This is a genomic window from Glycomyces luteolus (assembly GCF_027622875.1).
GTDB lineage: Bacteria > Actinomycetota > Actinomycetes > Mycobacteriales > Micromonosporaceae > Glycomyces > Glycomyces luteolus.
Map to the genome: position 1 here is coordinate 296,960 of NZ_JAPZVP010000002.1, position 25,632 is coordinate 322,591.

General features: G+C 67.0%; 32 protein-coding genes. 18 read left to right on the forward strand and 14 right to left on the reverse strand.

What is annotated here, in order from left to right; genetic code table 11:
* Positions 1 to 4: 4 nt before the first annotated feature.
* The 4 genes from O1R50_RS03295 to O1R50_RS03310 are packed head-to-tail and all read right to left on the reverse strand — an operon-like array spanning position 5 to position 3,736.
* Positions 5 to 1,231, reverse strand: a complete 1,227-nt coding sequence (locus tag O1R50_RS03295) for a hypothetical protein (RefSeq protein WP_270108436.1) — start codon at positions 1,229 to 1,231, stop codon at positions 5 to 7.
* 41 nt (positions 1,232 to 1,272) lie between these two features.
* Positions 1,273 to 2,184 (reverse strand): DUF6891 domain-containing protein, encoded by a 912-nt coding sequence (locus tag O1R50_RS03300; protein WP_270108437.1) that lies wholly within the window; start codon positions 2,182 to 2,184, stop codon positions 1,273 to 1,275.
* Positions 2,171 to 2,815 carry an HAD family hydrolase gene (locus O1R50_RS03305; protein ID WP_270108438.1) on the reverse strand — a complete coding sequence of 215 codons (645 nt, stop codon included), beginning with the start codon at positions 2,813 to 2,815 and terminating at the stop codon, positions 2,171 to 2,173. Before O1R50_RS03305 ends, O1R50_RS03300 begins: the two co-directional genes overlap by 14 nt.
* A gap of 15 nt (positions 2,816 to 2,830) precedes the next feature.
* Positions 2,831 to 3,736, reverse strand: a complete 906-nt coding sequence (locus O1R50_RS03310) for an MBL fold metallo-hydrolase (protein ID WP_270108439.1) — start codon at positions 3,734 to 3,736, stop codon at positions 2,831 to 2,833.
* Positions 3,737 to 3,847: 111 nt separating this feature from the next.
* Between O1R50_RS03310 and O1R50_RS03315 the strand changes: the two genes are divergently transcribed.
* On the forward strand, positions 3,848 to 4,981 hold the full coding sequence (locus tag O1R50_RS03315; protein ID WP_270108440.1) for a hypothetical protein: 1,134 nt from the start codon (positions 3,848 to 3,850) through the stop codon (positions 4,979 to 4,981).
* Positions 4,982 to 5,034: 53 nt separating this feature from the next.
* Here the strand turns inward: O1R50_RS03315 and O1R50_RS03320 are convergent, their stop codons facing one another.
* The 4 genes from O1R50_RS03320 to O1R50_RS03335 all read right to left on the reverse strand — a co-directional run bounded on the left by O1R50_RS03320 (position 5,035) and on the right by O1R50_RS03335 (position 7,071).
* Positions 5,035 to 5,493: a hypothetical protein gene (locus tag O1R50_RS03320; RefSeq protein WP_270108441.1), complete on the reverse strand. Its 459-nt coding sequence runs from the start codon at positions 5,491 to 5,493 to the stop codon at positions 5,035 to 5,037.
* A complete protein-coding gene (locus O1R50_RS03325) occupies positions 5,493 to 6,275 on the reverse strand; it encodes a hypothetical protein (protein ID WP_270108442.1) in 783 nt (260 codons plus the stop codon). Before O1R50_RS03325 ends, O1R50_RS03320 begins: the two co-directional genes overlap by 1 nt.
* Positions 6,276 to 6,425: 150 nt before the next feature.
* Positions 6,426 to 6,761 carry a hypothetical protein gene (locus O1R50_RS03330; protein ID WP_270108443.1) on the reverse strand — a complete coding sequence of 112 codons (336 nt, stop codon included), beginning with the start codon at positions 6,759 to 6,761 and terminating at the stop codon, positions 6,426 to 6,428.
* The gene (locus O1R50_RS03335) at positions 6,754 to 7,071 is read right to left on the reverse strand and encodes a hypothetical protein (protein WP_270108444.1); all 318 of its coding nucleotides are present in this window, start codon (positions 7,069 to 7,071) and stop codon (positions 6,754 to 6,756) included. Before O1R50_RS03335 ends, O1R50_RS03330 begins: the two co-directional genes overlap by 8 nt.
* A 285-nt stretch (positions 7,072 to 7,356) precedes the next feature.
* Here O1R50_RS03335 and O1R50_RS03340 point away from each other — a divergent pair, with 285 nt between their 5' ends.
* From O1R50_RS03340 to O1R50_RS03350, 3 genes are all read left to right on the forward strand, one after another.
* Positions 7,357 to 8,184: a Scr1 family TA system antitoxin-like transcriptional regulator gene (locus O1R50_RS03340; RefSeq protein WP_270108445.1), complete on the forward strand. Its 828-nt coding sequence runs from the start codon at positions 7,357 to 7,359 to the stop codon at positions 8,182 to 8,184.
* Positions 8,159 to 8,410, forward strand: coding sequence for a DUF397 domain-containing protein (locus tag O1R50_RS03345; protein ID WP_270108446.1), 252 nt, complete (start codon positions 8,159 to 8,161; stop codon positions 8,408 to 8,410). Before O1R50_RS03340 ends, O1R50_RS03345 begins: the two co-directional genes overlap by 26 nt.
* A 167-nt stretch (positions 8,411 to 8,577) precedes the next feature.
* Entirely contained in the window at positions 8,578 to 9,501 is a 924-nt protein-coding gene (locus tag O1R50_RS03350) for a phosphotransferase family protein (protein ID WP_270108447.1), read from the forward strand.
* Positions 9,502 to 9,672: 171 nt separating this feature from the next.
* Here O1R50_RS03350 and O1R50_RS03355 read toward each other — a convergent pair whose 3' ends face one another.
* The 3 genes from O1R50_RS03355 to O1R50_RS03365 all read right to left on the reverse strand — a co-directional run bounded on the left by O1R50_RS03355 (position 9,673) and on the right by O1R50_RS03365 (position 12,878).
* Positions 9,673 to 10,902 carry a M20/M25/M40 family metallo-hydrolase gene (locus O1R50_RS03355; RefSeq protein WP_270108448.1) on the reverse strand — a complete coding sequence of 410 codons (1,230 nt, stop codon included), beginning with the start codon at positions 10,900 to 10,902 and terminating at the stop codon, positions 9,673 to 9,675.
* 123 nt (positions 10,903 to 11,025) lie between these two features.
* Entirely contained in the window at positions 11,026 to 12,372 is a 1,347-nt protein-coding gene (locus tag O1R50_RS03360; protein ID WP_270108449.1) for a hypothetical protein, read from the reverse strand.
* The gene (locus O1R50_RS03365) at positions 12,369 to 12,878 is read right to left on the reverse strand and encodes a SigE family RNA polymerase sigma factor (RefSeq protein WP_270108450.1); all 510 of its coding nucleotides are present in this window, start codon (positions 12,876 to 12,878) and stop codon (positions 12,369 to 12,371) included. Before O1R50_RS03365 ends, O1R50_RS03360 begins: the two co-directional genes overlap by 4 nt.
* 131 nt (positions 12,879 to 13,009) lie before the next feature.
* Here O1R50_RS03365 and O1R50_RS03370 point away from each other — a divergent pair, with 131 nt between their 5' ends.
* Positions 13,010 to 13,516 (forward strand): GNAT family N-acetyltransferase, encoded by a 507-nt coding sequence (locus O1R50_RS03370; RefSeq protein WP_270108451.1) that lies wholly within the window; start codon positions 13,010 to 13,012, stop codon positions 13,514 to 13,516.
* Positions 13,517 to 13,603: 87 nt separating this feature from the next.
* The gene (locus O1R50_RS03375) at positions 13,604 to 14,071 is read left to right on the forward strand and encodes a hypothetical protein (protein ID WP_270108452.1); all 468 of its coding nucleotides are present in this window, start codon (positions 13,604 to 13,606) and stop codon (positions 14,069 to 14,071) included.
* A gap of 243 nt (positions 14,072 to 14,314) precedes the next feature.
* On the opposite strand, the gene O1R50_RS03380 is transcribed toward O1R50_RS03375, so the two are convergent.
* The 3 genes from O1R50_RS03380 to O1R50_RS03390 all read right to left on the reverse strand — a co-directional run bounded on the left by O1R50_RS03380 (position 14,315) and on the right by O1R50_RS03390 (position 17,131).
* Positions 14,315 to 14,797, reverse strand: coding sequence for a hypothetical protein (locus tag O1R50_RS03380; RefSeq protein ID WP_270108453.1), 483 nt, complete (start codon positions 14,795 to 14,797; stop codon positions 14,315 to 14,317).
* A 145-nt stretch (positions 14,798 to 14,942) separates the two neighbouring features.
* Entirely contained in the window at positions 14,943 to 16,124 is a 1,182-nt protein-coding gene (locus O1R50_RS03385) for a serine hydrolase domain-containing protein (protein ID WP_270108454.1), read from the reverse strand.
* Between the two features lie 371 nt (positions 16,125 to 16,495).
* Positions 16,496 to 17,131 carry a hypothetical protein gene (locus tag O1R50_RS03390; protein WP_270108455.1) on the reverse strand — a complete coding sequence of 212 codons (636 nt, stop codon included), beginning with the start codon at positions 17,129 to 17,131 and terminating at the stop codon, positions 16,496 to 16,498.
* Here O1R50_RS03390 and O1R50_RS03395 point away from each other — a divergent pair.
* The 12 genes from O1R50_RS03395 (at position 17,115) to O1R50_RS03450 (ending at position 25,513) form a co-directional block, all read left to right on the forward strand.
* Complete coding sequence (locus O1R50_RS03395) at positions 17,115 to 17,459, forward strand: hypothetical protein (protein WP_270108456.1); 345 nt, start codon at positions 17,115 to 17,117, stop codon at positions 17,457 to 17,459. The two genes, O1R50_RS03390 and O1R50_RS03395, sit on opposite strands and share 17 nt — an antisense overlap.
* 90 nt (positions 17,460 to 17,549) lie before the next feature.
* The gene (locus O1R50_RS03400; protein ID WP_270108457.1) at positions 17,550 to 17,894 is read left to right on the forward strand and encodes a hypothetical protein; all 345 of its coding nucleotides are present in this window, start codon (positions 17,550 to 17,552) and stop codon (positions 17,892 to 17,894) included.
* A 14-nt stretch (positions 17,895 to 17,908) separates the two neighbouring features.
* Complete coding sequence (locus tag O1R50_RS03405) at positions 17,909 to 18,652, forward strand: hypothetical protein (protein WP_270108459.1); 744 nt, start codon at positions 17,909 to 17,911, stop codon at positions 18,650 to 18,652.
* Positions 18,653 to 18,819: 167 nt separating this feature from the next.
* Entirely contained in the window at positions 18,820 to 20,346 is a 1,527-nt protein-coding gene (locus O1R50_RS03410; RefSeq protein WP_270108460.1) for a hypothetical protein, read from the forward strand.
* 152 nt (positions 20,347 to 20,498) lie between these two features.
* Complete coding sequence (locus O1R50_RS03415; protein ID WP_270108461.1) at positions 20,499 to 20,792, forward strand: hypothetical protein; 294 nt, start codon at positions 20,499 to 20,501, stop codon at positions 20,790 to 20,792.
* Positions 20,789 to 21,103: a YbaB/EbfC family nucleoid-associated protein gene (locus O1R50_RS03420; protein ID WP_270108462.1), complete on the forward strand. Its 315-nt coding sequence runs from the start codon at positions 20,789 to 20,791 to the stop codon at positions 21,101 to 21,103. Before O1R50_RS03415 ends, O1R50_RS03420 begins: the two co-directional genes overlap by 4 nt.
* 2 nt (positions 21,104 to 21,105) lie before the next feature.
* On the forward strand, positions 21,106 to 21,597 hold the full coding sequence (locus O1R50_RS03425) for a hypothetical protein (protein ID WP_270108463.1): 492 nt from the start codon (positions 21,106 to 21,108) through the stop codon (positions 21,595 to 21,597).
* Positions 21,598 to 21,601: 4 nt separating this feature from the next.
* A complete protein-coding gene (locus tag O1R50_RS03430; RefSeq protein ID WP_270108464.1) occupies positions 21,602 to 22,381 on the forward strand; it encodes a hypothetical protein in 780 nt (259 codons plus the stop codon).
* 3 nt (positions 22,382 to 22,384) lie between these two features.
* Positions 22,385 to 23,695, forward strand: a complete 1,311-nt coding sequence (locus O1R50_RS03435; RefSeq protein WP_270108465.1) for a hypothetical protein — start codon at positions 22,385 to 22,387, stop codon at positions 23,693 to 23,695.
* 290 nt (positions 23,696 to 23,985) lie between these two features.
* The gene (locus tag O1R50_RS03440) at positions 23,986 to 24,426 is read left to right on the forward strand and encodes a YbaB/EbfC family nucleoid-associated protein (RefSeq protein ID WP_270108466.1); all 441 of its coding nucleotides are present in this window, start codon (positions 23,986 to 23,988) and stop codon (positions 24,424 to 24,426) included.
* A complete protein-coding gene (locus tag O1R50_RS03445; RefSeq protein WP_270108467.1) occupies positions 24,423 to 24,788 on the forward strand; it encodes a hypothetical protein in 366 nt (121 codons plus the stop codon). The genes O1R50_RS03440 and O1R50_RS03445 overlap by 4 nt, the downstream gene beginning before the upstream one ends.
* Positions 24,788 to 25,513, forward strand: a complete 726-nt coding sequence (locus tag O1R50_RS03450) for a WXG100 family type VII secretion target (protein WP_270108468.1) — start codon at positions 24,788 to 24,790, stop codon at positions 25,511 to 25,513. Before O1R50_RS03445 ends, O1R50_RS03450 begins: the two co-directional genes overlap by 1 nt.
* The last annotated feature ends 119 nt before the right edge of the window (positions 25,514 to 25,632 follow it).

A 25,632-nucleotide genomic window follows, 5' to 3' on the forward strand; every position in this document is an offset into this window, starting at 1 on the left:
CTGCTCAGCCCGCGATCAGCTCCTGCGCCTTGACGGTGTATTCGCGGATCTCCTCCTGCCAGGCGTACGTGTCGACCTCGATCGCCGCGTACTGCTCGGCCACCACAGTGTCGTAAGTGGACGTCGCGGTCTCGCGGTACCCCGTCTCGTCACCGCAGTAGGCGAACGCCACCGCCATCTCGACCTCGTACGCGCGCTTCCCGTCAAAGTCGGCGGGCACGTCCGCGGGCAGGTCGGGAGCGGCCGGGTGCGTGTCCGCGACCGCCTCCTCGCCCGGCGGCAGGCCCTCGTCGAACGGCGCACCCGTGTACAGCATCGCGGCGTAGTCGGCCATCACGAGCCGCCCGGTGTCGTTGAACTCCCAACCGGCGTAACCGGCCTCGGCGATGCAGTCGAGGAAGACGCCGTGCTCTCCGGCCATGCGGTTCGCGTACTCGGCCTCCATCGCCTCGTAGTCGACCTCCGGTTGCTCCGGCCGCCACCGCCAGACGAGGTAGCCCCCGTCGAAATCGAGCTCGACCTGCTTCGGCTCCCCGTAGAGCGCCTCGATCATCTCCAGCAGGCAGCCGCCCGGTTTCGGATCGCCCGGCATATCGCCGTCACCGAACTCCAGCGAACCGTCCTCCGAGGATCCCCCATCGCCGGACGGCTCCCCGGTGCCCTCGAGCGCCGCCGTGGCCTCCTCGCCCTGGTAGGCGACGCTCCAGGCGCGGCGCTCGTCATCGGGCAGCGACTCGAACGCCGAGTTGTCGAACACGGGCTCGTCCGCGAAAGGATCGGGGAACGCCGCCTCGTAGTAGTCCTGCGTCTCGTCGGACTCGAACATCTCCTCGGTATTGGCCCACCAGCCGAAACCCCAATCCGCGGCGATCGACGCCTCCGGAAGGAATTCCTGCGTCGGGTAGTAGTCGACGAGCGAGCTGAGCTCGTACGGCTCGTGCTGGCCCAGCTCCCGCTGGTCGTGCACGTCGAAACCCTGCTCCTCAAGGCATGCGGCGATCACGCGGTCCTCCGCCGCGTCCAGTTCCTTCGAGAGCCGCACGTTCTCGTTGGCCATCTCGAGCAGGCCTGCCGCGTCCACGGTCTCGCCGTCCGCCGCCGCATCGGTCGCGTCGTCGGAACCGCCTCCCGCTTCGGTGCAGGCCGCGGTGGCGGCCAGCGCCGCGACGCCGATCAGTCCCGCCAGGTGCCGCCAACGGGCAGTGAGGTCTTGCCGGTCGAATTCACGCATACGCCGGAGACGCCGCGAACCGCCGCGAGAGTTGCAGACGGCTACTGAAGCCGTTTGCGCCATTCGAGGTCGGTGATCCGCACCCGCGTGGCCTCCGAGCCGTCCCAGCTGGTCTGGAACCCGTGCGCCTGGAGGACCTGCACCACCTCGTGCCCGACGGCGACGGTCTCCTCGGTCAGGTTCGACCGCGAACCGTAGGCGAGGTAGAGGACGCCGTCGCCCGCGGTCTCGGTGTCCTGCATATGGAAGAACACGTAGCCGCGGTGCTCGGGGCCGGCCTCGTCCCAGATCTCGGTCGTCCCGCAGCGCTGGCAGCACGCGAAGTGCTCGCGGGCGACGATGCCGCCCCGGTCGAGCTCTGCGAACGCCTCGGTGAGCCGGTCGCAGTCCGTTACACCCCAGGTCGCCTGCTCCGCAACGCGTTCGCGCCACATCGGGGCGAGGATCTCGCGGGCCTGGGCCCGGGTGATCGGCGGGTCCGCCTCGGACATCTCCTCGAGTTCCTGCACCATCCGGTCGAAGGAGAGGTAGCCCTCGTCGAGGTATTTGGCGGCCAGGACCGTGGTCTCCGCGGCGGCCTCGGGGGCGGGCGCGGGCACCGGCTCGGGGTCCCACCAGGCCGCGGGCTCCCACGGATGCGCGCTGTCCCAGCCGGGTTCGTCCCGCGCCCACGCCACGAACAGCGCCGCCGCGGCCTCCACTTCGAGCGACGCCTCCATCCAGGGATCGTCGCCGATCCGGAAGGACACGTCGACGAGGCCGGTGCCCTCCTCGCCCGCGGCCTGGATCGTGTCGTGCGGCTGGTCGGGGATGCGCTGCACGACGATCCACTCCGAGGAGCCGTCGTCCAGGCATCGCACGCGCTCGGCGAGGGCGCTCGCGTTCGGCCGGGAGAAGGTCCGGTTCAGGTCGTCGTAGCCGCGGATCGGCAGCGGCGCTTCAGGGGTGCTCATTGCGAATGATGTCCTTCAGTTCGATCAACTTCTCGATGCGATGGCTCGCCTGCGCGAAGTCGTGTCCTGCGGTGAAGTCGTTGTGGACGATGACGCAGTCGATGCCGGCCGCGACGGCCGATCGCAGGCCTCGGGAGGAGTCCTCGACGACGAGCGTCGCCTCCTTGGAGGCGCCGAGGCGCTCGAGGCCGGTCAGGTACGGCTCGGGGTGCGGCTTGGCGAGCGCGTAGTCCTCGCGGGCGAGCACGAACTCCATGAACTTCCTGATCTGGCGGTGCTCGTGGATGAGCTCGAAGTCCACTCGCTTCGCGGTCGTCACGATCGCCATGCGCACGTAGGCCGACAGTTCGGCGAGCGCCTCGACGACGCCTTCGATCCCGATGTCCTCGGTCCGCAGGTACTCCTGGTAGTACTCGTCGCGAACCTTCCGCTGCCTGTCGATGGTCGCCTCGTCGATGCCCGCGGCCCTGGCCTGGGCCCATGTGCCCGCGCTCCGGGTCATGTCCCGCAGGTACTGGTCCTTGTCCAGGGCGAAGCCGACGTCGGCGAGGGCGCGCTCCCCGGCCTTGTAGTACCAGGCTTCGGTGTCCACCAGTACGCCGTCGTGGTCGAAGAGCACGAACTGTTTCACTGCCAGGACCCCTCGTCAGACCTCGAACCAGATGTGGAAGTCGTCGTACTTGTGGATGCCCGGTGCGCCGCCGATCTCGCTCACGGCCTCCTGCAGCGCCCGCAGCTGCCCCACCCGCATCGGCAGTGCCGCCTCGTCCGGCTGGTAGGTCCAGCCGCGCGGATAGTCGACCCCCGGTTGGACCGACATCTCGACATGGCAGCCGAGCACGCGCGACACCGGATGCGCCTCGCACCACGCCACCAGTCGGTCCACAGTGTCCGCGAACGCGTCCCAGTCCTGCACGTACAGGCGGCCCGGATAGAACGTGTCCCCGGTGAGCAACATCCGGGTCCACCGGTCGTAGAACACGGTCCCCGACGCGTGATGCCCCGGCCCGGGCACGACATCGACCACCCGGCCGCCCAAGTCGAGCTCGCGCGGCGTCGCGGGCCAGTCGTCGAACCCGTAGAACGCCCGCACCGCATAGAGACCGGTACCGACCACAACGGTGTCGGGACGGTCCGCGAACTGCCCGTCGGCCGCCTTGTGGTCGCCGTGGCCGTGCGTGTGGGCGACGATCAGCCGGTACCCCTCGCGCGGATGGCGCGCCAGCCAATCCTCGATATGCGCGTCCACGACCGCGCGCAAAGGGAAGTACGCGGGCTCCGGGGTCGCCCCGGTGTCGATCAGCAGCGCCGCGTCATTGCCGAACAGCAGGAACATGAACGGCGCCTCGTAGTGCACGGACTTGTTCTGGCGCATGATGATCGTGCGCTCATCGACGGCGTGCGACTGGATCTCCGGAGCCGGATCGTGCTTCGCCGAGGGCCAGCCCGCATGCCAGTCCACGTCCAGATCGGGCTCGCACCCGCCCGGACCGAACGGCACCGGGTCCCCGGACGGTTCCGCGGCCCCCGCCGGACGCTCATCGATAGCCATGACACCAAAGTAAAGGCCCACTATGCTCCGGTCGCCGCACCCCCGTGCGATTCGATACAGTGGCCGCACAAAGACCCCACCGCACCCCAAACCCGGAAGGCGGTCGCCGCCATGCGCCGTTCCGCAGTCGTCCTCCTCGCCGGAGCCCTCGCGCTCACCGGATGCTCGGACCCGGAAACCGAGGTCACCGAAGCGGACATCACCGCGATCGAGGCGAGCATCGTGAACGGCTCAGCGCTGGCCTGGGAGCTGACGCAGGCAGAGACTCGCGTCGCGAGCATGTGCATGCAGGACGAGGGTTTCACCGTCCACGACACGAACCGCCTCCACGGCAGCATGATCCCGAACCGCTTCGAGGGCTTCGACTCCCCGTACGCGCGCATCCCCACTGTCGAGCAGGCCCAGAAGTTCGGCTTCGGCCGCTGGGTCTGGGCCTCCGATTCCGATGAGGCCCTTGCCATGCGCGAGGACATGGACTTCCTCGCCTTCACCGCCGAGGACCAGGGCTGGGATACCAGTGCCGACGATGCGTCCTACGAGGAGTGGAAAGCGATGGACGAGGAGTACAAGCAGGCCTGGATGGAGGCCTTCGTCGGTCCGGAACGCGCCGCCTACGACGCGGCCATGCAAGGGGCGTTCGAAGGAGCCGACACCGCGGAGGAGGCCGAAGCGGTCGACATCGAGGAGCTCGGCGAGCAGCCGCCCTTCGGCGGCTGCGAACTGCAGACCATCGAGATCGTCTACGGCGAACCGCTCCACCGCGAGATCGACGGCGAAGACTACTGGAGCCGGCCCGACACGGAAAGCCCGCTCACCTGGATCGGCGACGGCGAGCTATACGGCGAACTCTCCTCCGACTACGCGGACCAGGAGGAGGACTTCCTGCTCTGCATCGGCGAACGCGGCTACAGCGAATGGGAGTTCGACGACTTCGGCTGGCTGCCCACCGGGTCGTATCTCGACCAGATCTACGGCGGCGGCGTCTATTACGACGGGATGGAGGAGGAGGTCCCGCCGCTCGCCGAGGAGGCCGAGGACTCCGACGACCCCGTCGCGTACGAGTTCGCGATGGCCCTCGACTTCGCCGAATGCGCTCAGGACTCCGGCCTGCGCGACGGCACTGACGAAGCCTGGGCTCGCATGAGCGTCGAGAAGGTCATCGACCGCGAGTCCGAGGTCTACGCCTGGGAGCAGCAGATCAAGGAGTACCTCGCCAACGCCCAGGACTACCTCGCCGGGAAATAGCCTCCGCACGCGAGCGCCGAGTGCCGCAGTCGTTCCGCGCCAAGGCAACCGGCTCAGAGCGCTTCGGGCACCCGCGGCAGTTCGGGAGCGCCGCTGATGGTTTCCACCGCGCCGACGATCGCGATCGCGCCGTCGTCGAGCCGGTCGCCGTCGAGCACGACCTTGCCGTGGCTCCCGTCGGCGGCGACGAGCGTCCAGCGGAAGTCCTCCGCCGACTCCGGCCCGAACACCGCCCGGCGCTTCACACGCGTGGCGAGTTCGACGGCCACCGCGAGATGCTCGGGCTCGTCCGCGTGCTCGGCGAACTTGTCGAACCCGACGAACTCCGCGTACGCCCCCGGCCCCGAACCGATGGCGACTTGGGCGATGACCGGCTCGGTCGCGGTGGCGGCGAAGGCGCTTCCGTTCCAGATCTCGATCTGCTCGGGAGGAATCGCGAACGCGTCGGCGGCCGCGGCCGCGAGGTCTGCCAGATCCACCGGTTCGATGAACACGATCGTGTAGTCGCGCATCAGGCCCGCTCCTGTCCCTGATTGAACACGTTTCGCGCAGTTTCCCATGTTTTGTCTGTCATGTGATGACTGAATCGCGCGATCTGCGGGTCGCTTTCGGCCTTGGCCCGGTTCCCGCCGTACGTCAGGAGTCCCTTGAGCGCGGTGTACTCCAACTTGTCGAGCTCGACGAAGCCCTTGCCGCGCACGGGATAGACCCCGCCCCCCGGCGTCTCCAGGCCGTAGGTGCGGTCGTTGACCTCGTAGAGGTTGTCGCGCAGGTACGTCGAATGGCCGGTCTTGATCGCCGCTATGTCGGCATCGGTGTCGACGCCGGGCATCACGACCGTGTTCTTCTCCTTGGCCGGGCTCTTCATGCGGATCCGCTCGAAGAAATGCCGCTTGCCGATGCCAGTGGGCGGCGTCGAGGCGACGGGGCCTTTGAGCGGCAGCGGCTCCTGCGCGGCGAAGGCGCTTGCCGTCGACGCGGTTCTCGGTGAGCGGCTCCGATCCGACTTTCCCGCGCCGCTCCGAATGGCGCTCGCAAGTAAACCCTTGATCGCTTCGACTTGCTGGCCGAGCGAATCGAGTGCATCGGCCAACGCATTGGCATGGCCCGCGAGTTCTTCTGCCCGATCACCGGCGGCGTGGGTGCGCTGGGCGGCGGTCTCCACGCCGATGGCGTCGAGTCGCGCGGCCAATGAATCGAGGAGGACTTTCGAGGAGGCGATGCTTCCGGCGAGTTCGCGCGCGCTATCGGCGTTCGTGGCGACTGACCCTGAAGCTTCTTCGATACTCGACACCGGAGCTCCTTCCGGGAGGGGGTCTTTTCAGTATGGAGGCGTGAGAGTGTGATCACAACCACGCGTGTCGCTGCAATTGCAAGAAAATTTGGAAAATGGGCCGGTCGACCCCCACCCAGGTCGACCGGCCCTGCCGGGAGGATCAAGTCTTCAGTCGTCCTGCGGCGCAGCGATAAGCGCGCGAACCTGCTTGAGCAGCCACAGACACCACGGATCGTTCTTCCACGCGCCGTTCCAGAAAGGCTCATCCATTGCATCGGCCTCGATCCGGCAGACCTCGTGAGGGCCGGCGCCGTCGTCGCAATCGAGGAGGTAGTAGGCCGGAGTGTTCGGGTAGCGGGACTGGTCGGGCGGGATCGCATACAGCGAGAACACCGCCGGTCCTCGCCGGAAACAGCCGAGATGGCCGTGGATCCCGGGCTCGCCATCGGAGCGGAGGTTGTAGCGCCCCTCCGGCTCCTGCGCGGGGGAGGAGGTCTTAGCCATCGCAGAACCTCACGCTCCCAGCCCGTTTCGAGGTCGGCTCGACTCGGCCGCCGGAGAAGACCTTGAACGCCGTGTCCTCCGCCCAGGCCTTCCACTCGGGCGTATAGGCCCGCCAGCCGTCGCCCCAGGTCGCGTGCCTGTAGCCGGAGATCAGGCCGGAGACGATCAGCACCAGGTCGGCATGGTTTCCGGACACGTAGACCTGGAACGAGTCGGGCATGTCGGCGCTCGATGCGCGGACGCTGAAATCGGTGTAGCCATCGGTGAATCGTCCGCGCAGCAGCGGATCGGAAGGTTCGGCGGTCTTCATAGGAACTCCACTTCGGACTCTGTCGGGTTTCCGACAGACCGGACCTTTCGGCCCCGGCCCTGACTCCTCCAACCTACGAAACCCGCAAGCCTCTGAACAGGCGTTTCCTGTCGTGAGTCGAGAGTCTCTTGATGCAGGCCCATAGTAATTAGGGCCTCTTTTGTATGGGTGGATTTGCATGGCGTGCTTTATGAGTGCCGCTTGTTACAGGTGTGTACCGAGTGGCAACGCAGTGTCATCATTAGAGGCCAGCATGAATTCCGCTGAGGCAGGAGGCAACCCACCGTGCCATCATCGAAGCTCGCAAAGTGGCTCCCGGGCAGAGAAATCCGAATCCGGCGGCTCGAAAGGAAGCTCAGCCAGTCCGCCGTCGGAAGGTTCGTCAAACGAACTGACCAGACCGTCTCCAAGTGGGAGCACGGAGAGAAGTGCCCTGATGTCGGGCAGATGTGGCCGCTCGCCGCCGGTCTCGGCATGGACGATGAGTTGCGCGCGTACATGATCCAGATCGCCCAGAACGAGCACGAGCAGAACTTCCGCTCCGACCGACGATTCAACGCCCTGTGCCTGCGCATGGCTGAGCTCTCGAACGGCGAGATCCACAAGTGGGAGCCGGTGTTCATCCCGGGCATTGCCCAGACTCAGGCTTACCACTTCAACTTCCTTCCCTTGGCATGGAAGACCAACCAGGAAGAGTTGAACTCGGGATGGTCGTTCAATCGCGGGCGACAGGAAGGTCTGCTCAATCGCACCGACAACCCGAAGGTACGGCTTCTCATCGGAGAGAAAGCGATCCGGGATCTCGTGCTTCTCTCGGAGGCCGATCGGCAAGGGCAGGTTGATCGCCTGCTCGAACTCGACTCGATCGCAGGCTGGGACCTCCGGATCCTGGCTGGTCCATACCCGGAGGGTGCCAGCGCATTCGACCTCTATCGGCCCGGTGGTGCGGAGTTCGGAAGCCCACCATTCGTCTACACGGAGCTCCTTGATGAGAGCTGGTGCATCGAGGAGAAGGACCGAATCGCGCGTTACGATGAAGTCTGGCGGGCCCTGTGGGCAAAATCGATTCCACTGAGGGAGTACCTGAATGACCAACGTAACGGCTTGGCGTAAGAGCACCCGCAGCGGACCAGGCAACGACTCGAACTGCGTGGAACTCCGCCGGGCCTGGCGAAAGAGCACCCGCAGCGGTGGCGACAACAACTCCAGTTGCGTCGAACTTGCCGCCTGCCCTGAAGGCGGCGGCTTCCACGTCCGCGACTCCAAGCTCGGCGATGCCTCCCCGGTGTTCGACCTCACAGCGGCCGACCTGACGAGCCTCCTTGGCCACACCCGCTGAAACCCGTCCTTAGACCTCGATAGGCCGTGGGGCGAGTCCGTTCAACGGGCTCGCCCCACTTGGTTCTGTTGCGGCACTTGGCGCTCCGGATCCTAGACTCGCCTTCTCCCAGTGCACCCGTTCCAAATCGCTTGCGCATGCCGTTGTCTGTCAATAGGGTCGCGAGCATGCTTCCTGCCGTGTACGACGACGAAGACTGGGATGCTGTCGTGCCGAACGAGGCGATCATCCGCCCGGGGGCGGTCGACATCCTGCGCCGCATGGGTCTCGCAGAGCAGTCACTCGACCGCTATGGCACCGGGAGCATGCCAACGTACGCGGTCGGTGCCTCGCGGGTGCTCAAGCTCTACCCGACCGTCTGCGCAGGCAGCGCCGCCATCGAGGCCCGGGTGCTGGAACACCTCCACGGCAAGCTGCCGGTACCCACTCCCGAACTGCTGGCCGAGGGCGAATACGGCGAAGGCTGGCGGTACGTGTTGATGTCGCAGCTGGCCGGCCAGAGCCTGGCCACGGCCTGGCCCCAGATCCCCGGGGCGGCCCGCGACCGTCTCGCCGAGACACTCGGGCAGATGCTCGCGACCATGCACGATCTCGACATCGTCGGGCTCGACGCGTCTATAGGCCCGACCGACTGGCACGCCTTCGTCGCCGAGCAGCGCGCCACGGCAGTCGAACGGCAGCGGGCTCGCGGCCTGCCCGAAGCCTGGCTCGAGCAGATCCCGGACTTCCTGGCAGCACAGCCGCTCCGCGACGGCGATGAACACGCCCTGCTGCATACCGAGGTCATGCGCGAGCACCTGCTCATCGACCCGCGCACCTGGACCCTGACCGGGCTGTTCGATTTCGAGCCGGCAATGATCGGCGGGGCCGCATACGAGTTCGCCGCGGTCGGGGTCTTCACCGCTCGCGGTGATACCCGATTCCTCGGCCGGATCATGACCGCCTACGGCAAGGAACTCACACCGACAGCACTGCTGGCGCAGGTCCTGATCCACGTCGAAAGCAACCTGCTCTGGTACCTCAGCATCCTGCCCGCCCCACACGAGGACACACTGGAAGCCATGGCAGCGACCTGGTTCGCGACCGCCTGATCCGCAGTCGGCCAGCGATCCACAATCGCATGCCGCGGTCGGCTCTCTCCTCTCCAGCACCAGCTGCACGCCGGACATTTCGTCTGTCGGTACCGTGATCCGCGCTGATCGAGTCGCCGTTGTCGGGCTGTTTCGTCGATCCGGTTTGGGCAGAAGCCGATCCCGGACCGGCTATGCGGCGCCTCCGGAACGGATGCCGAGGTGGTCATCCGCTGCTGCCAGGGCTGCCAGCCGGTGGGTGAGCAGGCCTGTCATGGCGCGCACGCCGTGGCCGATAGCCCGCTCATCGGCGGCGAAATCGGGGGTGTGCGGCGCGCCGTTGATTCCCGCCTCGGCGTCCGCGATGCCGAGGTAGAGCATCGCGCCCGGCGCCTCGTTGAGGAACAGTGCGAAATCCTCGCCGTTGAACGGCCAGGATGCCCGGGCCCATGCGACGGACTCCGTCCCCAGCGTCGCACTCAGGTACCGGCCGGCGGCCGTGCTGAGTCCAACCGAGTTCACCATGGCCGGGAACGGATCACCCGGGAACTCGACGTGTCCGCCCGCGGCCGCCGCGATCTGCTTGACCTGCTCGCGCAGCTCCGGATGCCGCTCGGGCGGCCATACCCGCAGCAGGACGTTGGCGACGGGCGATGCGTCGGGCGTCTGCTCGATCCAATGGGTGACGCTGACGAATTCCTGAACCGACGCGGCGGTCTCGGCATCGACCACCGCGTTGAAGCGCGCGTAGTACTCGGCGATGCTCCGCGGGAACTCGACGGTGCCGAGCTTCGCGACCTCGGCCGCGACGGCGAGAGCAGTCGTTTCATCGGCGCCTGGCAGCGCGATCCGGATGTGGTCGAGTCCGGGCAGGCCGTGGCCCGGAGACACTGCGATGGTGCCGGTGGGGAACGGACTGCAGTGCAGCGCATAAAACTCGCTGGGCGTCAGCCGTTGCACCAGGCCGGTGTCCAGCATCGCCCGTGCGCCCTGCAGATTCTCCTCGGCGGGCTGGAAGAGGAACACCAGCCGCCCGCGGACCGACTCGGGTTTCTCGGCCAGCGCCCGGGCGATGCCGACGCCGATCGCGGTGTGCAGGTCGTGCCCGCACAGATGCGCGACGCCGGGGACGCGCGAGGCGAAACCCTCGTCGAACACCTTGCCCGAATGCGGGATCCCCAGCGCGTTCGTCTCGGCGTCGACGGCGTCCATGTCCGCCCGGTACGCCACGGTCGGGCCGTCCGCGGCACCGTCGAGCACTGCGACGACGCCGTGCCCGCCGACGCCGGTCGTCACTTCGAGCCCGGCCTCGCGCAACTGGTCCGCGACCAGCCCGGCGGTCTGCCGCTCTTCGCCGGCGAGCTCGGGGCGGCGGTGGATCTCCCGGCGCAACTCGATCAGTTCCTCGTCAAGATTCGTCACCGGTACATCCTGCCCGCAACCGTCCGTGCTGCGCACCTGCAAATCCCCCCCCCGCGCGTATATGGCCCGATGCCGGGACACGGGCCCTCGCCATCGGCAAGGGCCCGTTCGGATTCCAGGCGATCAGCGGATGGCGTTCACGATCTTGTCGAGCGCCTCGAAGCCGATCGAAGGGGGTTCGGTCGTACCAAGCGATTCGGCTCCGACCCCCACCACCCAGCCGTCGGCCGCGCGGTGTTCGATCGAGGTCGGGCCCGGGCGGACGTCCACCGAGGTGCGGTGCACCAGGCCGGTCGAGTCGTTCAGCTGGGAGTAATCGCACTCGAAGTAGTCGCAGTTCGCGTAGTGCTCCGCCGGTCCCTGCGACGCGCCGCCGTCACCGGGGGATTCGAGCGGGGTCACCTGCAGGAAGAACCTGACCTGCTGTTCGTTTACCGTCGCGTCGGCGTAGGCGATCCGGGTGTTGTCATTGCCGTAGCGGTAGCCCTCCTCGTAAGCCTCGGTCTGCTCCTGCCCGGCGAACTCGACTTCGGTGGCCGGAGGGACCGTGGCGCCGGGGAACTGCTCCGCGATGCCGTCGACGAGAGCCTCGGCCAGGGCGGCGTCGTCGGGCAGCGTGTAGCTCTCGATGCCGTCCTCTTCGGTCTCCGAGGCCTCCTGTCCGACCGGGATCGCCCGCGCGATGTCGGCGAGCTGCTGGGGCGTGGTGCTGAGCGTGCCCGTCCTGAGCGCCTCTTCGAGCTCGACATGGACGATGACGCGGTCATCGAGCTCGAGCAGGGCGGCCTGCACCGGAACCTGATCGCCCTCGGGGTTCTCCTCCGCGTCCACGACCACCGTCCGAGTCTCCTCGACCAGCAGCAGCGGCTCGGTATCCTCGGGTTCGTCCCAGGTGCACTCCACGTCTGCGCCGCCGCAACCGGCGAGACCCTCCATGCGCTCCGCGCCCGGGTTCTCGTTCGGCTCCAAGACCTCGACCCGCAGGATCGCGTGCTCGCCCGAGTCGGAGAAGATCGCGAACGCTTCGTAGCGGTAACCGCCGGCTTCGGCGTCGAAAGAGAAGCCGCCGTATTCGGGCTCGCCCTCACCGCAGTAGCCGCCGAGGCTCGCGCCGATCGCGGTCATCGCCGTCTCCAGCGCCTGGTCGTATATCGCGGCGATGGCCAGTTGCTCGTCGCTCTGGTCGGCGGGGGCCTCGCACGTGTTCACGTCCGGGGCCTCTGCCTCCTCTTCCCGGGTGCCCGGCCCGGCGGTGTCGATCGGGGCCGCACCGCCCGCGAGCCCCATCGGGATCGCCACGGCCGCGGCGAGCGCCGCGAGCCCCGCAACCGCGCCGGTCCCGATCGCCGCACGTCGGCGCAGCACCCGGCGCCGCCCGGCGGTCACTATGTCGTCGGTGCTCGAAGCCGGGACCGGATCGGCTCCGGCGAGCGCTTCGTTGAACAACCCGCGCATGTCGTCTGGGTTCATGATTCGGCTCCTTGGCCTGCGAGATTCGACTTCTCATACAGGTCGCGCAGCGTCTGCAGCCCCCGCGCGGTCTGGCTCTTGACGGTGCCGACCGAACAGCGCATGATCCGCGCCGTTTCATCGACCGGCAGGTCCTCCCAATAGCGGAGCACCAGGGTGGCCCGCTGCCTGGGTGGCAGCTTGGCGAGAGCGGAGACGGCGGCGAGGCGTTCCTCGGGACCGGTCCCGTCGGCGATGCCGTCGGGCAGTTCCGAATAGGAGCGCTCGCGGCGGAACCAGCCGCGCCGGGACTCGTCGATCAAGGTGTTGGTGACGATCCGCCGCGTGTAGGCGTCGGCCGTTTCCAGATTGGTCCTCGACCACGCCGCGTAGAGCTTGATCATCGAGCTCTGCACGGCGTCTTCGGACCGGTGCCAATCGCCGCACATGAGGTACGCGGTTCGGAGCAGGCCTGACCGACGCGCCTGGACGTACTCGCGGAATTCGCGTTCCTGCTGTGGAGTCATGGGGGCCCTTCGTCGCGTCTCTGTCCCCGTTTCTACGGAACCGGGACCGCCGCGGGTTGCAGCGTGTCCGCCTTTGATTTTGCGATCGGTGCCCTCATCCTCCACGTGCGCCGATCGGGCACACTGACCCAATGCGCATCCGACCGGCCTCCATTGCAGACCTGCCTCGCTGCCAAGACATCGAACGCGCCGCCGGCGAATGCTTCCGGCCCATCGGGATGTCCGAGATCGCCGAGGATGAACCGCTCAGCCTGGACGAGCTGGCAGGTTTCCAGCGCTCGGGTCTGGCCTGGGTCGCGGTCGATGACGACGGCCAGCCGGTCGCCTACCTCATCGCCGAGCCGGTGGACGACGCCCTGCACATCGAGCAGGTGTCGGTGCACCCCAAGTGGGCGCGCCACGGCATCGGTCGCCGCCTCATCGAGCACGCCGCCGAACATGCCGCCGCCGAAGGCATTGCGGCGCTGACGCTCACGACCTTCACCGAAGTCGCCTGGAACGCCCCTTACTACGCCCGTTGCGGATTCGAACCGATCCCTGATGCAAGCCTGACTCCGGGCCTCCGCAAGATCCGCGACCAGGAAGCCGCCCACGGCCTCGACCGCTGGCCCCGCACCTGCATGCGCCGCACTCTCTAGACCGTCCCCGCTACCAGCCGGGGTCCGTCGCTCCGCTGAGCGCCGCAATGCCAACGCGGGACCCCTCCCGGCCTGGGGCGCCGGGCCTTGGCGGATCGCGACTTCGAGCCGTACCCGCTGCGGCGGCGGATCGGATTCGGCGGCGTGGGCGCAGCAGCGCTGGCCGCGCTGATCGCGTGGGCGTTCATGCTCGACCCGTTTCCGCTGCCGGAGGATGCCGATGACCTCGAATTGTTCTGCGTCGACCCGTCGATGACGTTCGGGGAGTCTCCGCAATACGAACGCGAAGGACCGCATCCCATACAGCTGTGGACCGAAACCTGGCTGGCCCTCGATGTGACCAACACGCTGGCCGAACAGGGCTTGTCCTCGAATCCGGAGAAGGCGGTGCTCATCGCCTGCGGCGCGGGCGACGCGGCGGACAAGGTCGCCGACTGCGCTTACACCGACAACGCTTGGGGCGTCGGCGAAGTCTCCCAGGTCGTGCCCGCATACCTCGTGGACTATCGTTCGAGGTCTTCGAGGCGGCCACCCACCGGCTGGTCGGTGAGGTGACGGTGGAATCCGAGAAGCCCGAGGGATGGATGTGCCCTGAGTGGAGCCATAAAGGGGAGCAGAGGATCGATGTACTGCCACGGTCGGAGGCAGTGGCCGAAGCGCTCGCGCCGTTCGCAGAACGCCCCGCGGATCCTGACCGGGCTCGTATCCGGCAGTCCGAGTGGACCGCGGTGCGGCGGGTTCGCACAGGAATCAAGTAAGAGGCCCTTACCGCCCACTGGCGGCAAGGGCCTCATCGCGCTACTTGCCGGACCAACGCCAGAGCAGCATGGTGTTCATGCTGCTGCTGCTTTCCTTGTACCCGGCCTCGACGTGATGGCCGCCGGACTCGGGCCAGTCGAAGTCGCACCGGGCCCATTTGCCGCTGCCGAGGTTGTTGCGGCACATGCGGAGGGACGAGGTGTTGTCGGACCAGACCGACGCGATCGCGGCGTACGTGTCGGCGCTGGCGTCCTTGACATAGACGTAGTCGCCTTCGTAGACGACGCATGCGACCGTGCTGTGGCGATAGTCGCTGGCCGTGACGCACTCGCCCTGCGGCCCGGAGACCGCGACACCGGTCTGGCAGCTCACCGACGCCTCGGAGCAGTTGCCGAACCAGCTCTCGTCGGCCATGCTCGGCGACTGCAGGCCCAACACGGCGACCGCCGTGGCGGCCATGGCGTAGAGCGCTCCGCGCAGCGCGGATCGGACGCGGCCTCGGGCGGACATCATCGTTTTCAAGAGCTGGGCTCCCTTCGTTCGACGGGCGCCGACGGCGCCCGTCGTCGAAGACCCCCGATGGCGATCGGGATGTTGCCTATTGTGCGGTTCATCACGGATCATCCAGGACGGCAATGAATCCGGCGCTTCACGATGGTTTGGCAAGTCAGCCGCAGAGTCCGGCCTGCATGAGGTCGGTCAGGGCGGCGTCGAATGCGTCCTCGTCGCCGTAACCGGCCTTGTCGTCGATGCTCCAGGCCAGCGTGATCCGGCGTTCGCCGTCGAGGGAGTGGAACGATTGGGTCTGGTGGCCGAGGCCGTCGCCTTCGTGGCCGAAGAAGACCGCGCCGGGGTCCTCGGCGCATCCGGGCTTGAGCGCGAACATGCCGAGCCCGTAGTCCATGCTGCCGCCGGTCCCGATGAAATCGGTGGCGTCCGCGAACAGCGCAGGGGCGAGCAGGGTGCCGTCGGCCAGCGCGTCGTAGAACGCATTCAGGTCACCCACTGTGGAGATCACGCCGCCTCCGGCCCACAGCTGCGTGTTGGACAGCTTGGTCGTGTCGAAGTACGGCCGGTCGGGATCGCCGGTGGTGACGTACGGGACCGCATGAGGGCCGCGGATGCCGGAGGTGTCGTCGCGGGGGAAGTACGTGTCGTCGAGTCCGGCGGGCTCGAAGATGCGCTCCTCGAACGCGTGCCGGAGGCTGTCGCCGGTGCGCTCCTCGATGAGCAGGCCGAGGACCATGTAGCCGGTGTTGGAGTAGGCCCAGTCCGTGCCCGGCTTGAACTGCAGCGGCTGCTCGGTGCCGATGGCGATGAGTTCCTCAGGCTCGTAATGGGTCCGGTATCCGGCGTAGAGGTCGGTGAAGTCGCCGTGGCCGAGGCCCGGGTAGAGGGCGGGCAGGAGGTCGGGAACGCCGCTGGTGTGCTGGAGGAGCTGGCGGATCGTCGGATCTTCCTCGTAGGGGAGGAGGCCGGGCAGATGGCCGCCGATGGGGTCGTCGAGGTCGAGCTCGCCTTCGCCCGCGAGCTGGAGGACGATCGCGGCGGTCATGGACTTGGTGGTGCTGCCGATGCGGACGCGGTCATCCGGCTCGGCGGGGTCCGCGCCCTCGTCGAGGCTCCGCAACCCGGCCGCTCCGGTCCAGGTGTCGTCGCCGTCGCGCACTTCGGCGAGCACGGAGCCGCCCGCGAGTGCGGCGAAGTCGGCGAACTTCGCTTCGAGGAGCGCCGTGTCGATGTCGCCGGCCTCGGATCGGCTCGGGTGAGCCGCGGCGGCCTCCGCCGCACCGAGGACGCCGACGAGGCCGAGGGCCGCGACCGCGGCGGGGATCTTGTGCTTTCTCATGCCCGGAACTGTATGAGCTGCAACGATTCCCGGCGATGCAACAGGCTGCACGAATCGCGGTACCCCCTGCCGTACCTCCAGCCTGCTTTCGGGCGGCTAGGCCGTCGATGAAGATCTCGATGTAGCGGGCGGTCGCCTTGCGGTTGGCACGTTCGATTGCGTTGCGGTTCAGGCGGGCAACGACAGTGAGGACTGAGCAGGTCAGGCGGGGCTCTGTGAATTCCCGGTGCGGGGGCTTTCCCCTTTGGTGTTGACACCGTCCTATCGTGCCGCGCTACCGGCCCTCCCCGCTCCTGATCGCCCGCGTGATCGAGTCCCTGGACGCGGGCACACCCATCAAGACCACCTGCGCCCGATACAACATCACCCCATCAGCCCTGGAACGCGCCCGAGCCGACCACCCCGGCCTCGACGCGGCGATGGCCGCAGCCGGCCAGCGCCGCGCCGCTCCGGTGCCGGGCACGGACGTGCTCGACCACGCCGCCGGCCTGCTCGAGGAGGGATCGACCATCAACGAAGCGGCCAAGCAGACCGGGCTGAACCCGCAGACGCTTCGCCGCTTCGGTGCCGAGCATCCCCGGCTGCAGGCCGCCCTGAAAGCGGCGGCCCAGCGCCATCGACGCCGCAGTTTCGACGCCGAGCTGTTCGACCGGGCCGCGGTCAAGATCGAGGAAGGCGGGAAGATTCGCCCGACCGCGCGGGCGCTGGGAATCTCCTACGAGACCCTCTTCCGCTACCGCCTCGACCACCCGCGTCTGGACCAGGCGATCACCGCAGCGCTGCGACGCTCCTACCCGCGCAAGTTCGATTTCACCCGGCTCGACGAGGTCGCCCGCCTGATCGAGGATGGCGCTTCGATCCGCCAGGCCGCCAAGCAGACCGGCGTCGTCATCGAGACGATCCGCCGCTACCGGGGCGAGCATCCCCGGGCTCGATGCGGCCCTCGAAGCCGCCGCCGAAAGGCCCAGGCGACGTACCGAGACCCCCGACATGATCGAGGAAGCCATCCGCCTCATCGGGGAAGGCCAGAGCGTGAAAGCCACCGCCGCGACACTGAGCGTGCCCAAGTCCCGCCTCGACCGCGCCCGCAAGACCCAACCCGGGCTCGACGCGGCTATGCGCGAGGCCGCGCAGCGTTACCGAAACCGCGGCTGGAACCCTGAGCTGCTCGACCAGGCCGCCGAACTGCTCGAATCCGGGACGCCGATCCTCACCGCCGCGAAGCAGCTCCACCTGGGCTCCGAGACCATGCACCACTACCGCAAAGCGCACCCGCGCCTGGACGCCGCCCTCCGCGCCGTCGAGGAACGCCGATCGCAGCGAACCGGTGACTGAAGCGGAACCCTTGGGACACACGGATTGGTGGCGAGCGATTACTATAAGCCTCGCTCCCTAATTCTGTCCATACCCGGAGGAACCCCACCCGTGGCACGACAGCTGGATTCGGACGCTCTGCGCGCCTATCGAGACATCGTCCAAGCGCAGCTCGAACGCCTCGAAACCGAGGTCATCCCCAAGCTCGAGAACGGCAACGAACTTGGCAGGCTCCCCGCTTTCGGCACGATGGACGGCGCCGACACTGCCCGCGAGAACTACACCGCCTTCCACGAAGGCGCCTGGAACAACCTCCAGGCGCTTCGCGGTGCCCTGATCGGGATCATCGACACCCTCAACACCTCCGGCGACCTCTCCGACGAGTCCGACGAACTCGCCGTCACCGACATGAGCACCGTGAACAACAACATCGAACCCGCGCAGCTGCTGCCATAGTGAAGGGCCACACCATGATTCGCAAGTCGACCCTGATCCAGGCAACGGCCGCTGCCGGAGCCGTCGCGCTGCTGCTCACCGGCTGCGCGGGCAGCGAGAGCCCCGGCGGCTCGAACTCCAGTGAAGGCAGCGAGCCGGAGACCGGGACTGGAACGGTCGCGGTGATGGAGGACTGGAAGGGCTGCTGGGCCCTCGACGACCTGCAACCGCTCCAGGACTACCTCGGCGTCACCGCCATCGGCGGCGACGGCCTCATCGACGCCGCCATGGGCGAGGGCCTCGACGGCGAAGCACTCACCTGCTCGGGGAGCTTCACGCTTCCTGCTGCCACAGTCGGCTCCGGCAGCTTTGCTGGCGAGCACTCGGGAAGCGCGACGGTGCAGATGGGTGTGGTCCCATGGGAAAGCGCTGACATCGCCGCCGAGAACTATGCCGAACGCCTTAAACGCCGTGAAGACAGCATGGCTAGCGAGGGCACCGAACTGTCGAATATCGCCACTGGCGAGCTCGGTGGCAGCTGGGATGAGAGCTTCTACGAAGCGGGTGATCACGACCCGTATGTCTACGTGGATACGTTCGGCCGCTCGGGCGACTGGATTCTCTACATCTCGATGTACTACACCCCCGACCCTGGTTTGAGCAACGACCAGGATGCGGCCTACCCGTTCACCGACGCGGCGTTGGTCGAATGGGTCGCGAATGAATACATGCCGCAGGTTCAAGCGGAAATCCTCTCGAAGATCGAAAGCGAGCAGTAGCCATGGCAGGCGAGGAAACCGGGTTCACCGCGACTCCCTACGGCGAAACCAGCGCAGGTTCAATCGCTGACCAAGGCGGCCAGCAGCTACTGGTGAATGCTTCCTGCGGGCACGGGGACTGCCCGAACCACGAACAGGACCCCGCCGAACCTGCCTGGGTCAACCTCATGTCCGCTGTGCCCAAGGCTGAGCAGATCGGATCGATGACCACGGCACGCGATGACGTCCTACTGCCGAACGACCAGGACATTAACTCGATCGTCGAATCTATCCGCCCAGCAGATGCCAGGGAATACGCCCTGGACACCATCGCCGATCGCTGGAAGAACTTGGTCGACCCGCTCCGAGAGGTCGGCAGCGCGCTCGAAACCGGCCTCGCTGATCTTGCCAACGACTGGACCGGTACGGACTACGACGCGTTCGAGGAAGAAGTCTCGACCGTCCTCCTCAACGTCAAGACCCTGATCACCGATATCGGCGAGTCCGATGCCGATGGGATCATCGGGGTGCTCAAGACGAAGTCGGATGCGATCTATTCCCAGCAGGGCGAGCAGGCGATCGTCTACCCAGCCCCGAAGTTCTGGCTCGAGGACGCCGCCGGCTGCTCGCACAAGATCCACATCCGGCCGCCGTTCTTCCCCTCCTGCGAAGTCCACGCCGACGACGAGACCGCGAACGCGCTCGAAGCGGCCGGGTTCGACCCCTCGGTCATCGACGATGTCCGCGAACACCAAGAGCAGAACTACAACATGTACTACGAGGAGAACATCGCCGCCGGGATGACCGAGGCCGAGGCGGTCGAGAACGCGACCACCCGCGCCCAGGAAGACGCCGACAACGAAGCCAGCGCGCTCGGCACCGACGGCCAAGCCGACTACCAGGGCCGAGCGGCCGAAGTCAACGGCGAGATCATCGACCGCCAATACAACGCCAGCACCGAAGTCTCGTCCATCCAACCCGACTACGAACCCGCTGAACAGACGACGTTCAACAACAACGACACCGACCTCAACCCCTCAGGCGGGCTCGACTCCGGCTCCTACGGCGGCGCGCCCGACATCTCGGGGAGTGGCGGCAGTTCGAACATGACCCCGCCCGCTGAACTCCAGCCGCTCTCGCCCAGCGGCGGCTCCGGATCGGATTTCGGCACTGGCGGCGACTACACGGGCGGCGACAGCGGCCTGGACGAGCCCAACCCCTGGGACACCGCGGGCGACGACCCCGACGACGTCTCCGGCGGTCTCGCCTCCGGAGGCGGCGGCCTGGGCGCCTCGACGCTCACCCCGGGAGCAGGAGGCGGCCTCGGCGGCGGCTCCGGTCTCGGCGGCGGCGGTGCGACCGGCCTCGGTGCGGGCGGCGGCATGATCGGCGCCGGCGGTATCGGCGGAGCCCGAGGCGCCGGAGCCGGACGCCGCCCCGGCGGCGGCCGCATGGGCGGCGGCATGAGCGGCATGACGGGCGGCGGTGCAGGCGGCCGAGGAGCTGGAGCGACCGGTGGCCGAGGCGCAGGCGCCCGACCCGGTGGACCCGGCGCGAAGGGCCTCGGCGGTCGCGGCGCGGGCGGCGGCATGATGGGCGGCCGCGGCGCTGGTGGCAACCTCGAAGACGAGGAACAGAACACCGGTACCTGGCTCACTGAGGACGAAGACGTGTGGGGCCGAGCTCCCGACGAGGACAACGACCCCTACGCGTAGCGAATACCTGCTCGTGGGGCGCAGCCATACCCCCCGGCATCCAAGCTGTGCCCGCCCGGCTCCGTCGCAAACTCACGCCGGGCGGGCATGGAACCCTTCTCATCGGCAGCGCCCAGTCGAACGCTGTGAAACCCCTGAACAGAGAAGACAGAATGACCTCCACCCGCATCGTCAGCGTCACCGACCCTGACACCGCTCCAGCCCACGAGATCGCTGATCTCGCCACATACCTGGAAACTGTCGAGTTCCGCGGCAGCACGCAGCCGCCGACGGTTTCCGCCACAATGTCGTTGACCGGCAGACTCACTCGTTTCAGCCTGCCGGAAGCGGTCTTCGAGCAAGAGCAGGAGATCGCCGAGAAAGCGGCGACCTTGCTGGAACAGATGCGACAGACCGCGCAGCGCACCACCCTCCGGCTCATCAGAGAACAGAGGGCGGCCCGATGACCGCCCCTGATCTGGCTGCCGCCATCGGAGCATGGGCAAGCCGCGCCCGAGCGAAGGTCGCGGAGAGCCGCGCCGCGCGCGCCGAAGCCTTTCCTGGGTTCCGATTCGAGTCGGGCAGCGGTGCCATAGCCATCGACATCGGGCCGAACCTTGAACTGCGCTCGTGCGAGATCCATCCAGCCGGTTACGACATCCGGGATGTGCTCGAGCGGGAGTTCCTCACCGCATACAACTCGGCATTCACTGCGGCTCAGGTGCAGAAGGCTGAAGCAATGCGGGACCTGGCCGCAGCACGACGAAACGGAGGCTGACCATGGCAGACGTCGACCCCGACAAGATCGATGCCTTCGCGGACTGGTGCGCCAATATGGCACTTGTACTGCGCGAATACCGCTCGAACTTTGATGGTGAACCGATGACGTCGGGCGGCCTCGCTGGTGGCGACTATCCCGCAGCTCCGGTCGGAACGATCCCTGCGGTCTCAGACGGCACCGAGTTCGCCGGGGAACTCCTTGATCTCGGCCAAGTCAGCTGGTCAGCAGAGGCCGGGCCGCCGCCTGGCGTCGACCTCGGTGCCTCTCCTGGGGATTCAGGTATCTCTCCGTGGGCGCATGCGATGGCCCAGGAGTGGAACATGGGCGTTCGCGGCCGTGTCATGGATCTGGAGCGCGCTTACGACGAGCTTGAACGCCTCGCCGATGATCTGAAAGCGGTGGCGCAGAGTTGGCGCGACGCGGACGACGCCTCCGCCTCCGAGATCGCGGCACAGAACAGCGAGATCGACTACAACGATCGGGAATGGTGACCCTATGGCCGACAACGTGGTGAAGGACTTCCAGGACGGGCACGAAGACGACCTCTCCGAAGCCGACGGCTGGGCGTCGGAACTGGGATACGAGGAAGATCAGTACCCAGGAGCCATCGTTCAATGGTTCGCTGTGATGGACACCAATGTCCTCACAGAACGCGCCAAGACCATCGAACAGTTGGGGGCTTCCGGGACGCCGTTCACCCATGTCTTTGGAGCAAGCTCGCCATACGAGGACCTGCTGAGCTCTTGGACGACCGGTGATGCAACGGCCTTCAGCACCTATGTGGGCGATGGGGCTAGCTCGGGGTTGAGGAAGTACCTTGCGGAGCTCCAGACGACGGCAGCCGCCCATGCCGCGGCGACCAAGGACTATTGCAGTTCGATCGACAGCCTCCTCACGGGTGTCCGCGCCGCTTGCGATGACCACCTCGGTGACTTCAAGGAGGAGCTGGGCTGGCTCGGGCTCAAGGCATTCTTCGCTATCACCGATCCCGCCGAGACGCTGGAGTATTTCCTTGAGGCTGTGGTTCGTGCGGCTGACGAATTTGAAGGTCATGTCACCAGCCTCGGTCAGTACTCCGACATGATGGGCCCAGATTGGGTTCCCACAGTTGGGGACACGGCGTACACCGGCGACTCGCGCGGCCCGGACAACGACGATGACGTCGACTGGGAAGACCACCAGTTCGCCGCAACAGACCCGTACTCGCTCACCGGGGAGAGTGCACGCAGCGAGGACGAGATCCCCGGTGGCGAGAACTATGAAGGCGGGAACTGAACCGTGAGCCGAACGACCGGGGCGAGCCCAGCACCGTCGTCGCGCAGTCGGAAGCGGTGGGCGCTCATTGCCGCGGGCGCGATCATACTGGTCCTGATCGCCACCGCGCTTACAGCATGGCGTGACGCCCGGATCGACCTGCGGGCCTACTCACCGGTGTTCTCCACTGCTCCTGGTTCTTTTGCTTGCGCCGATGGTCTGGTGGAGCTTCTCGATGGCATCGATGTCGAGGCCGAGGTGAGCGAATCCAGCCGAGGCTGCTCGACATCCTTCAAACCGGGAACGGGCGGGGCGGTCGGTGCTTGGACATACGAGGTTCGCGTGTCCCGCAGTGAGTTCGACACCGACTTCGGTCCTTACCAGGAACTCGACAGCCCCTGGACCGGCGGCGAGTGCGCCCTGTTCGACAGGGGTTTCCTCGGCGACTCGCGATACCTCTCTGACAACGGCGGATTCTGCGTCATTCCGGAGACGTTTCCGGAATTTCGGATATCGAAGGCGGTCAAGTCGAAGGTGCTGCTGGCCAGGTTCGGCGAGCAAGTGGAGATCGACATCGAGATCCGGCTCGATCCGGAGGCCGAGTACGTCGCTGCGGATCGCACGGTGCCGGGGTCTGAACGTGCATACCTCGAACACCGGGCGGCGGCGGTATACGCCACGCAGCTGGACCCCACCGGGGCCGCTAACACGCAGCTGATAGAGCAGATCGGCAGTGTGAACACCCCATCGAAATGGACGGATGAAACCGACGATGCCTGGTGCTCGGATGCTGCCACAGTAGATCTGCCGGGATTCATGGAAGGCGAAGTCGACTGGATCCGCTATGCGCCTTCGCCGCCAGTCAGCGCAGACACTTCGCGGTGGACAACAGGGGACATCGATGAGCTGCACTGTTCGACATCATGGGCCGTCGAAGTCCAGAATGATGACGTTCCCGAGCAACCAAGAACGATGGAAGGCCTGGCCACGGGTTTGAGTGTTACCCCGTGGCCTTGGGGACCCGATGCGCTCCAAGAGGGCTCAGGCTATCTCAACGGGCTTGCCGACTGTGCTCCGCTCGACCTCGGCGAAATCGAGATGGACCCGTCCTGGCCGCCCGAGATCGCAGCTGCGCTGGAAGAAGCGCAGCGATGCGCGGTTCGCGACGAGGAGTCGGCGGTCGTCTTTACACTCGGCGACGCCTCCTTGGTCCGCATCTGGTCCTACACCTGGGACTCTGCTGGGCATGTGGGATCGCACCCTAGCTGGACCATCGGTACTCAGAGCCAGCTGCTCACCAAGGTCATTGAGCGGCTCGCAGTCTCGCAAGGATGAGTCCTCCGCGGGATCCTTGTGCGGCTGAACGGGGTCCCGGCGCACCGCGCCCAAATGGGCGAGCCGAGGGCGCTTCGCCCAAGAACGAGCACGAAGACCCCTATGCGTAAGCCGCACCATCTCCCCGGAACGCGTGCCCGTCCGCTCCGTCGCAAACTCACGCGGGCGGGCACGACCCGCAATGCTCCCAAACCCTCTCGCATCTCGTCATGCAAGACATGTACCCCCAAACTTGCGGCGGCACAGTAGTCTCCTCATAACCGAAGCCCCACGGTCAGAACGGAATAGCAATGTCAGATCCCTCCCCGCTCGCAGCCTTTGGCGACCCCTCGAATCCGCAGCGCCAGTTCAGCGCCGAGGCCGCCCACGCCCGGCTCGCTGAGCTCCAGTCGCGCCTTGAGCAGACCACGTCCAAGACCAAGGAGATGGCCGAACAGCTCGGCGCCCTCCAAGCCACCGCCCAAGACGAGAACGGCGTCGCCGAAGCCACGGTCAACTCCTCAGGTGCCCTCATCGACCTGCGCCTGTCGGGAAAAGTGCAATCCCTGCACCCTGCGGACTCGTCCCTGGCGATCCTCGCCGCGGTCGACGCCGCGAAGACCCTCCTGGCAGAACGCACCCGCGAGGTCATCGCCGACACCATCGGATCGGACTCCGAAGCTGGCAAAGCAGTCCTGGACGGCATCGACAGGCGCCTGGGCCTCGACAACGACGAGGAGACCCGGCCATGAGTGACGAGGGAGCCTACGCCTACGAGAGCGTCCACCTCACCCGGGGCGGGTTCGGCGGCTACGACGTCGACCCTGAAGCCCTGCGCGCCTACGCCGATCGTCTCGCGGCGTTCCGAGATCGGTTCGCCGCGCTCGCGCAGGCCGCCCAGTCCACCACCTCCACCGAAGGGGCGTTCGGGCTGCTGACCTCCTGGATGGAACCGCTCCTCGACGAGAAATACGATCTGGCCTCTCAGCTCACTCCGCTCAACGTCGAAGTCCTCGAAAGCTACATCCAGGCCCTCAACGGCTGCGCCGACGAATACGACGCCGCCGACGCGGACGCCGCAAGCGAGCTCAGCGCTTTGGAAGGCGAGTTCTGATGTCCGACAACAGCCTCATCGCCACCACCCCCACCAACTCGACGCACCAGCCCTGGTCCGGCTTCGGTCCCGCCGACGCCGGAGCCGACATCGCGGCCGCCATCGAATCCAAGTCCTGGGTCGCCGCGACCCTCGCTGGAGTCGGCGCGGGCTTCGAAGTCGCCTCCTGGGGATTCGACCCCTTCGGGTCGCTCGTGTCCTCGGGCCTCTCGTTCCTCATGGAGCAGTGCGGGCCGATCCGCGACCTCCTCCAAGAGCTCACCGGCGAGCCTGACATCCTGCTGGCGCATGCCGAGACCTGGACGAACATGGCCGTCGAGTCGCACGCGATGGCCGGGGAAATGTGGACGCTCATGGAGGACGCGACCGCCGAATGGCAAGGCCAGGCCGCCGAGTCTTACCGGATGCTCCACACCGCCTACATCAACGCGATCGACGCCACCGGGTTCATGTTCGACGCGATGGCCTCGGCGACCAACGGCGCGGCGACCATCGTGCAGCTCGCCTACGAACTCGTCCGCGACCTGATCGCCGAGCTGCTGACCTGGATCTTCTTCAAGACCCCGATCTGGCTCGCGATCATCGCCGCCAGCGCCGGGATCGGCATCCCGATCTGCGCTGCCGAAGCCGGCGGGCGGATCTTCGCCATCACCAGCCTCGCCTTCAACGTTGGCTCCGCCCTCGTCGCCAGCTTCACCAGCCTCCAAGCGCTCCTCGCCGAATAACCCCGAGCCCGAGCCCTCCCGACCTCCGAGACGGACAGGACCCACCCCACTCATGCGCCGACTACTCCTTTTCGCCGCCCTCATCGCCGCCACCGGCCTCTTCCGAAGAACCCCCGGCG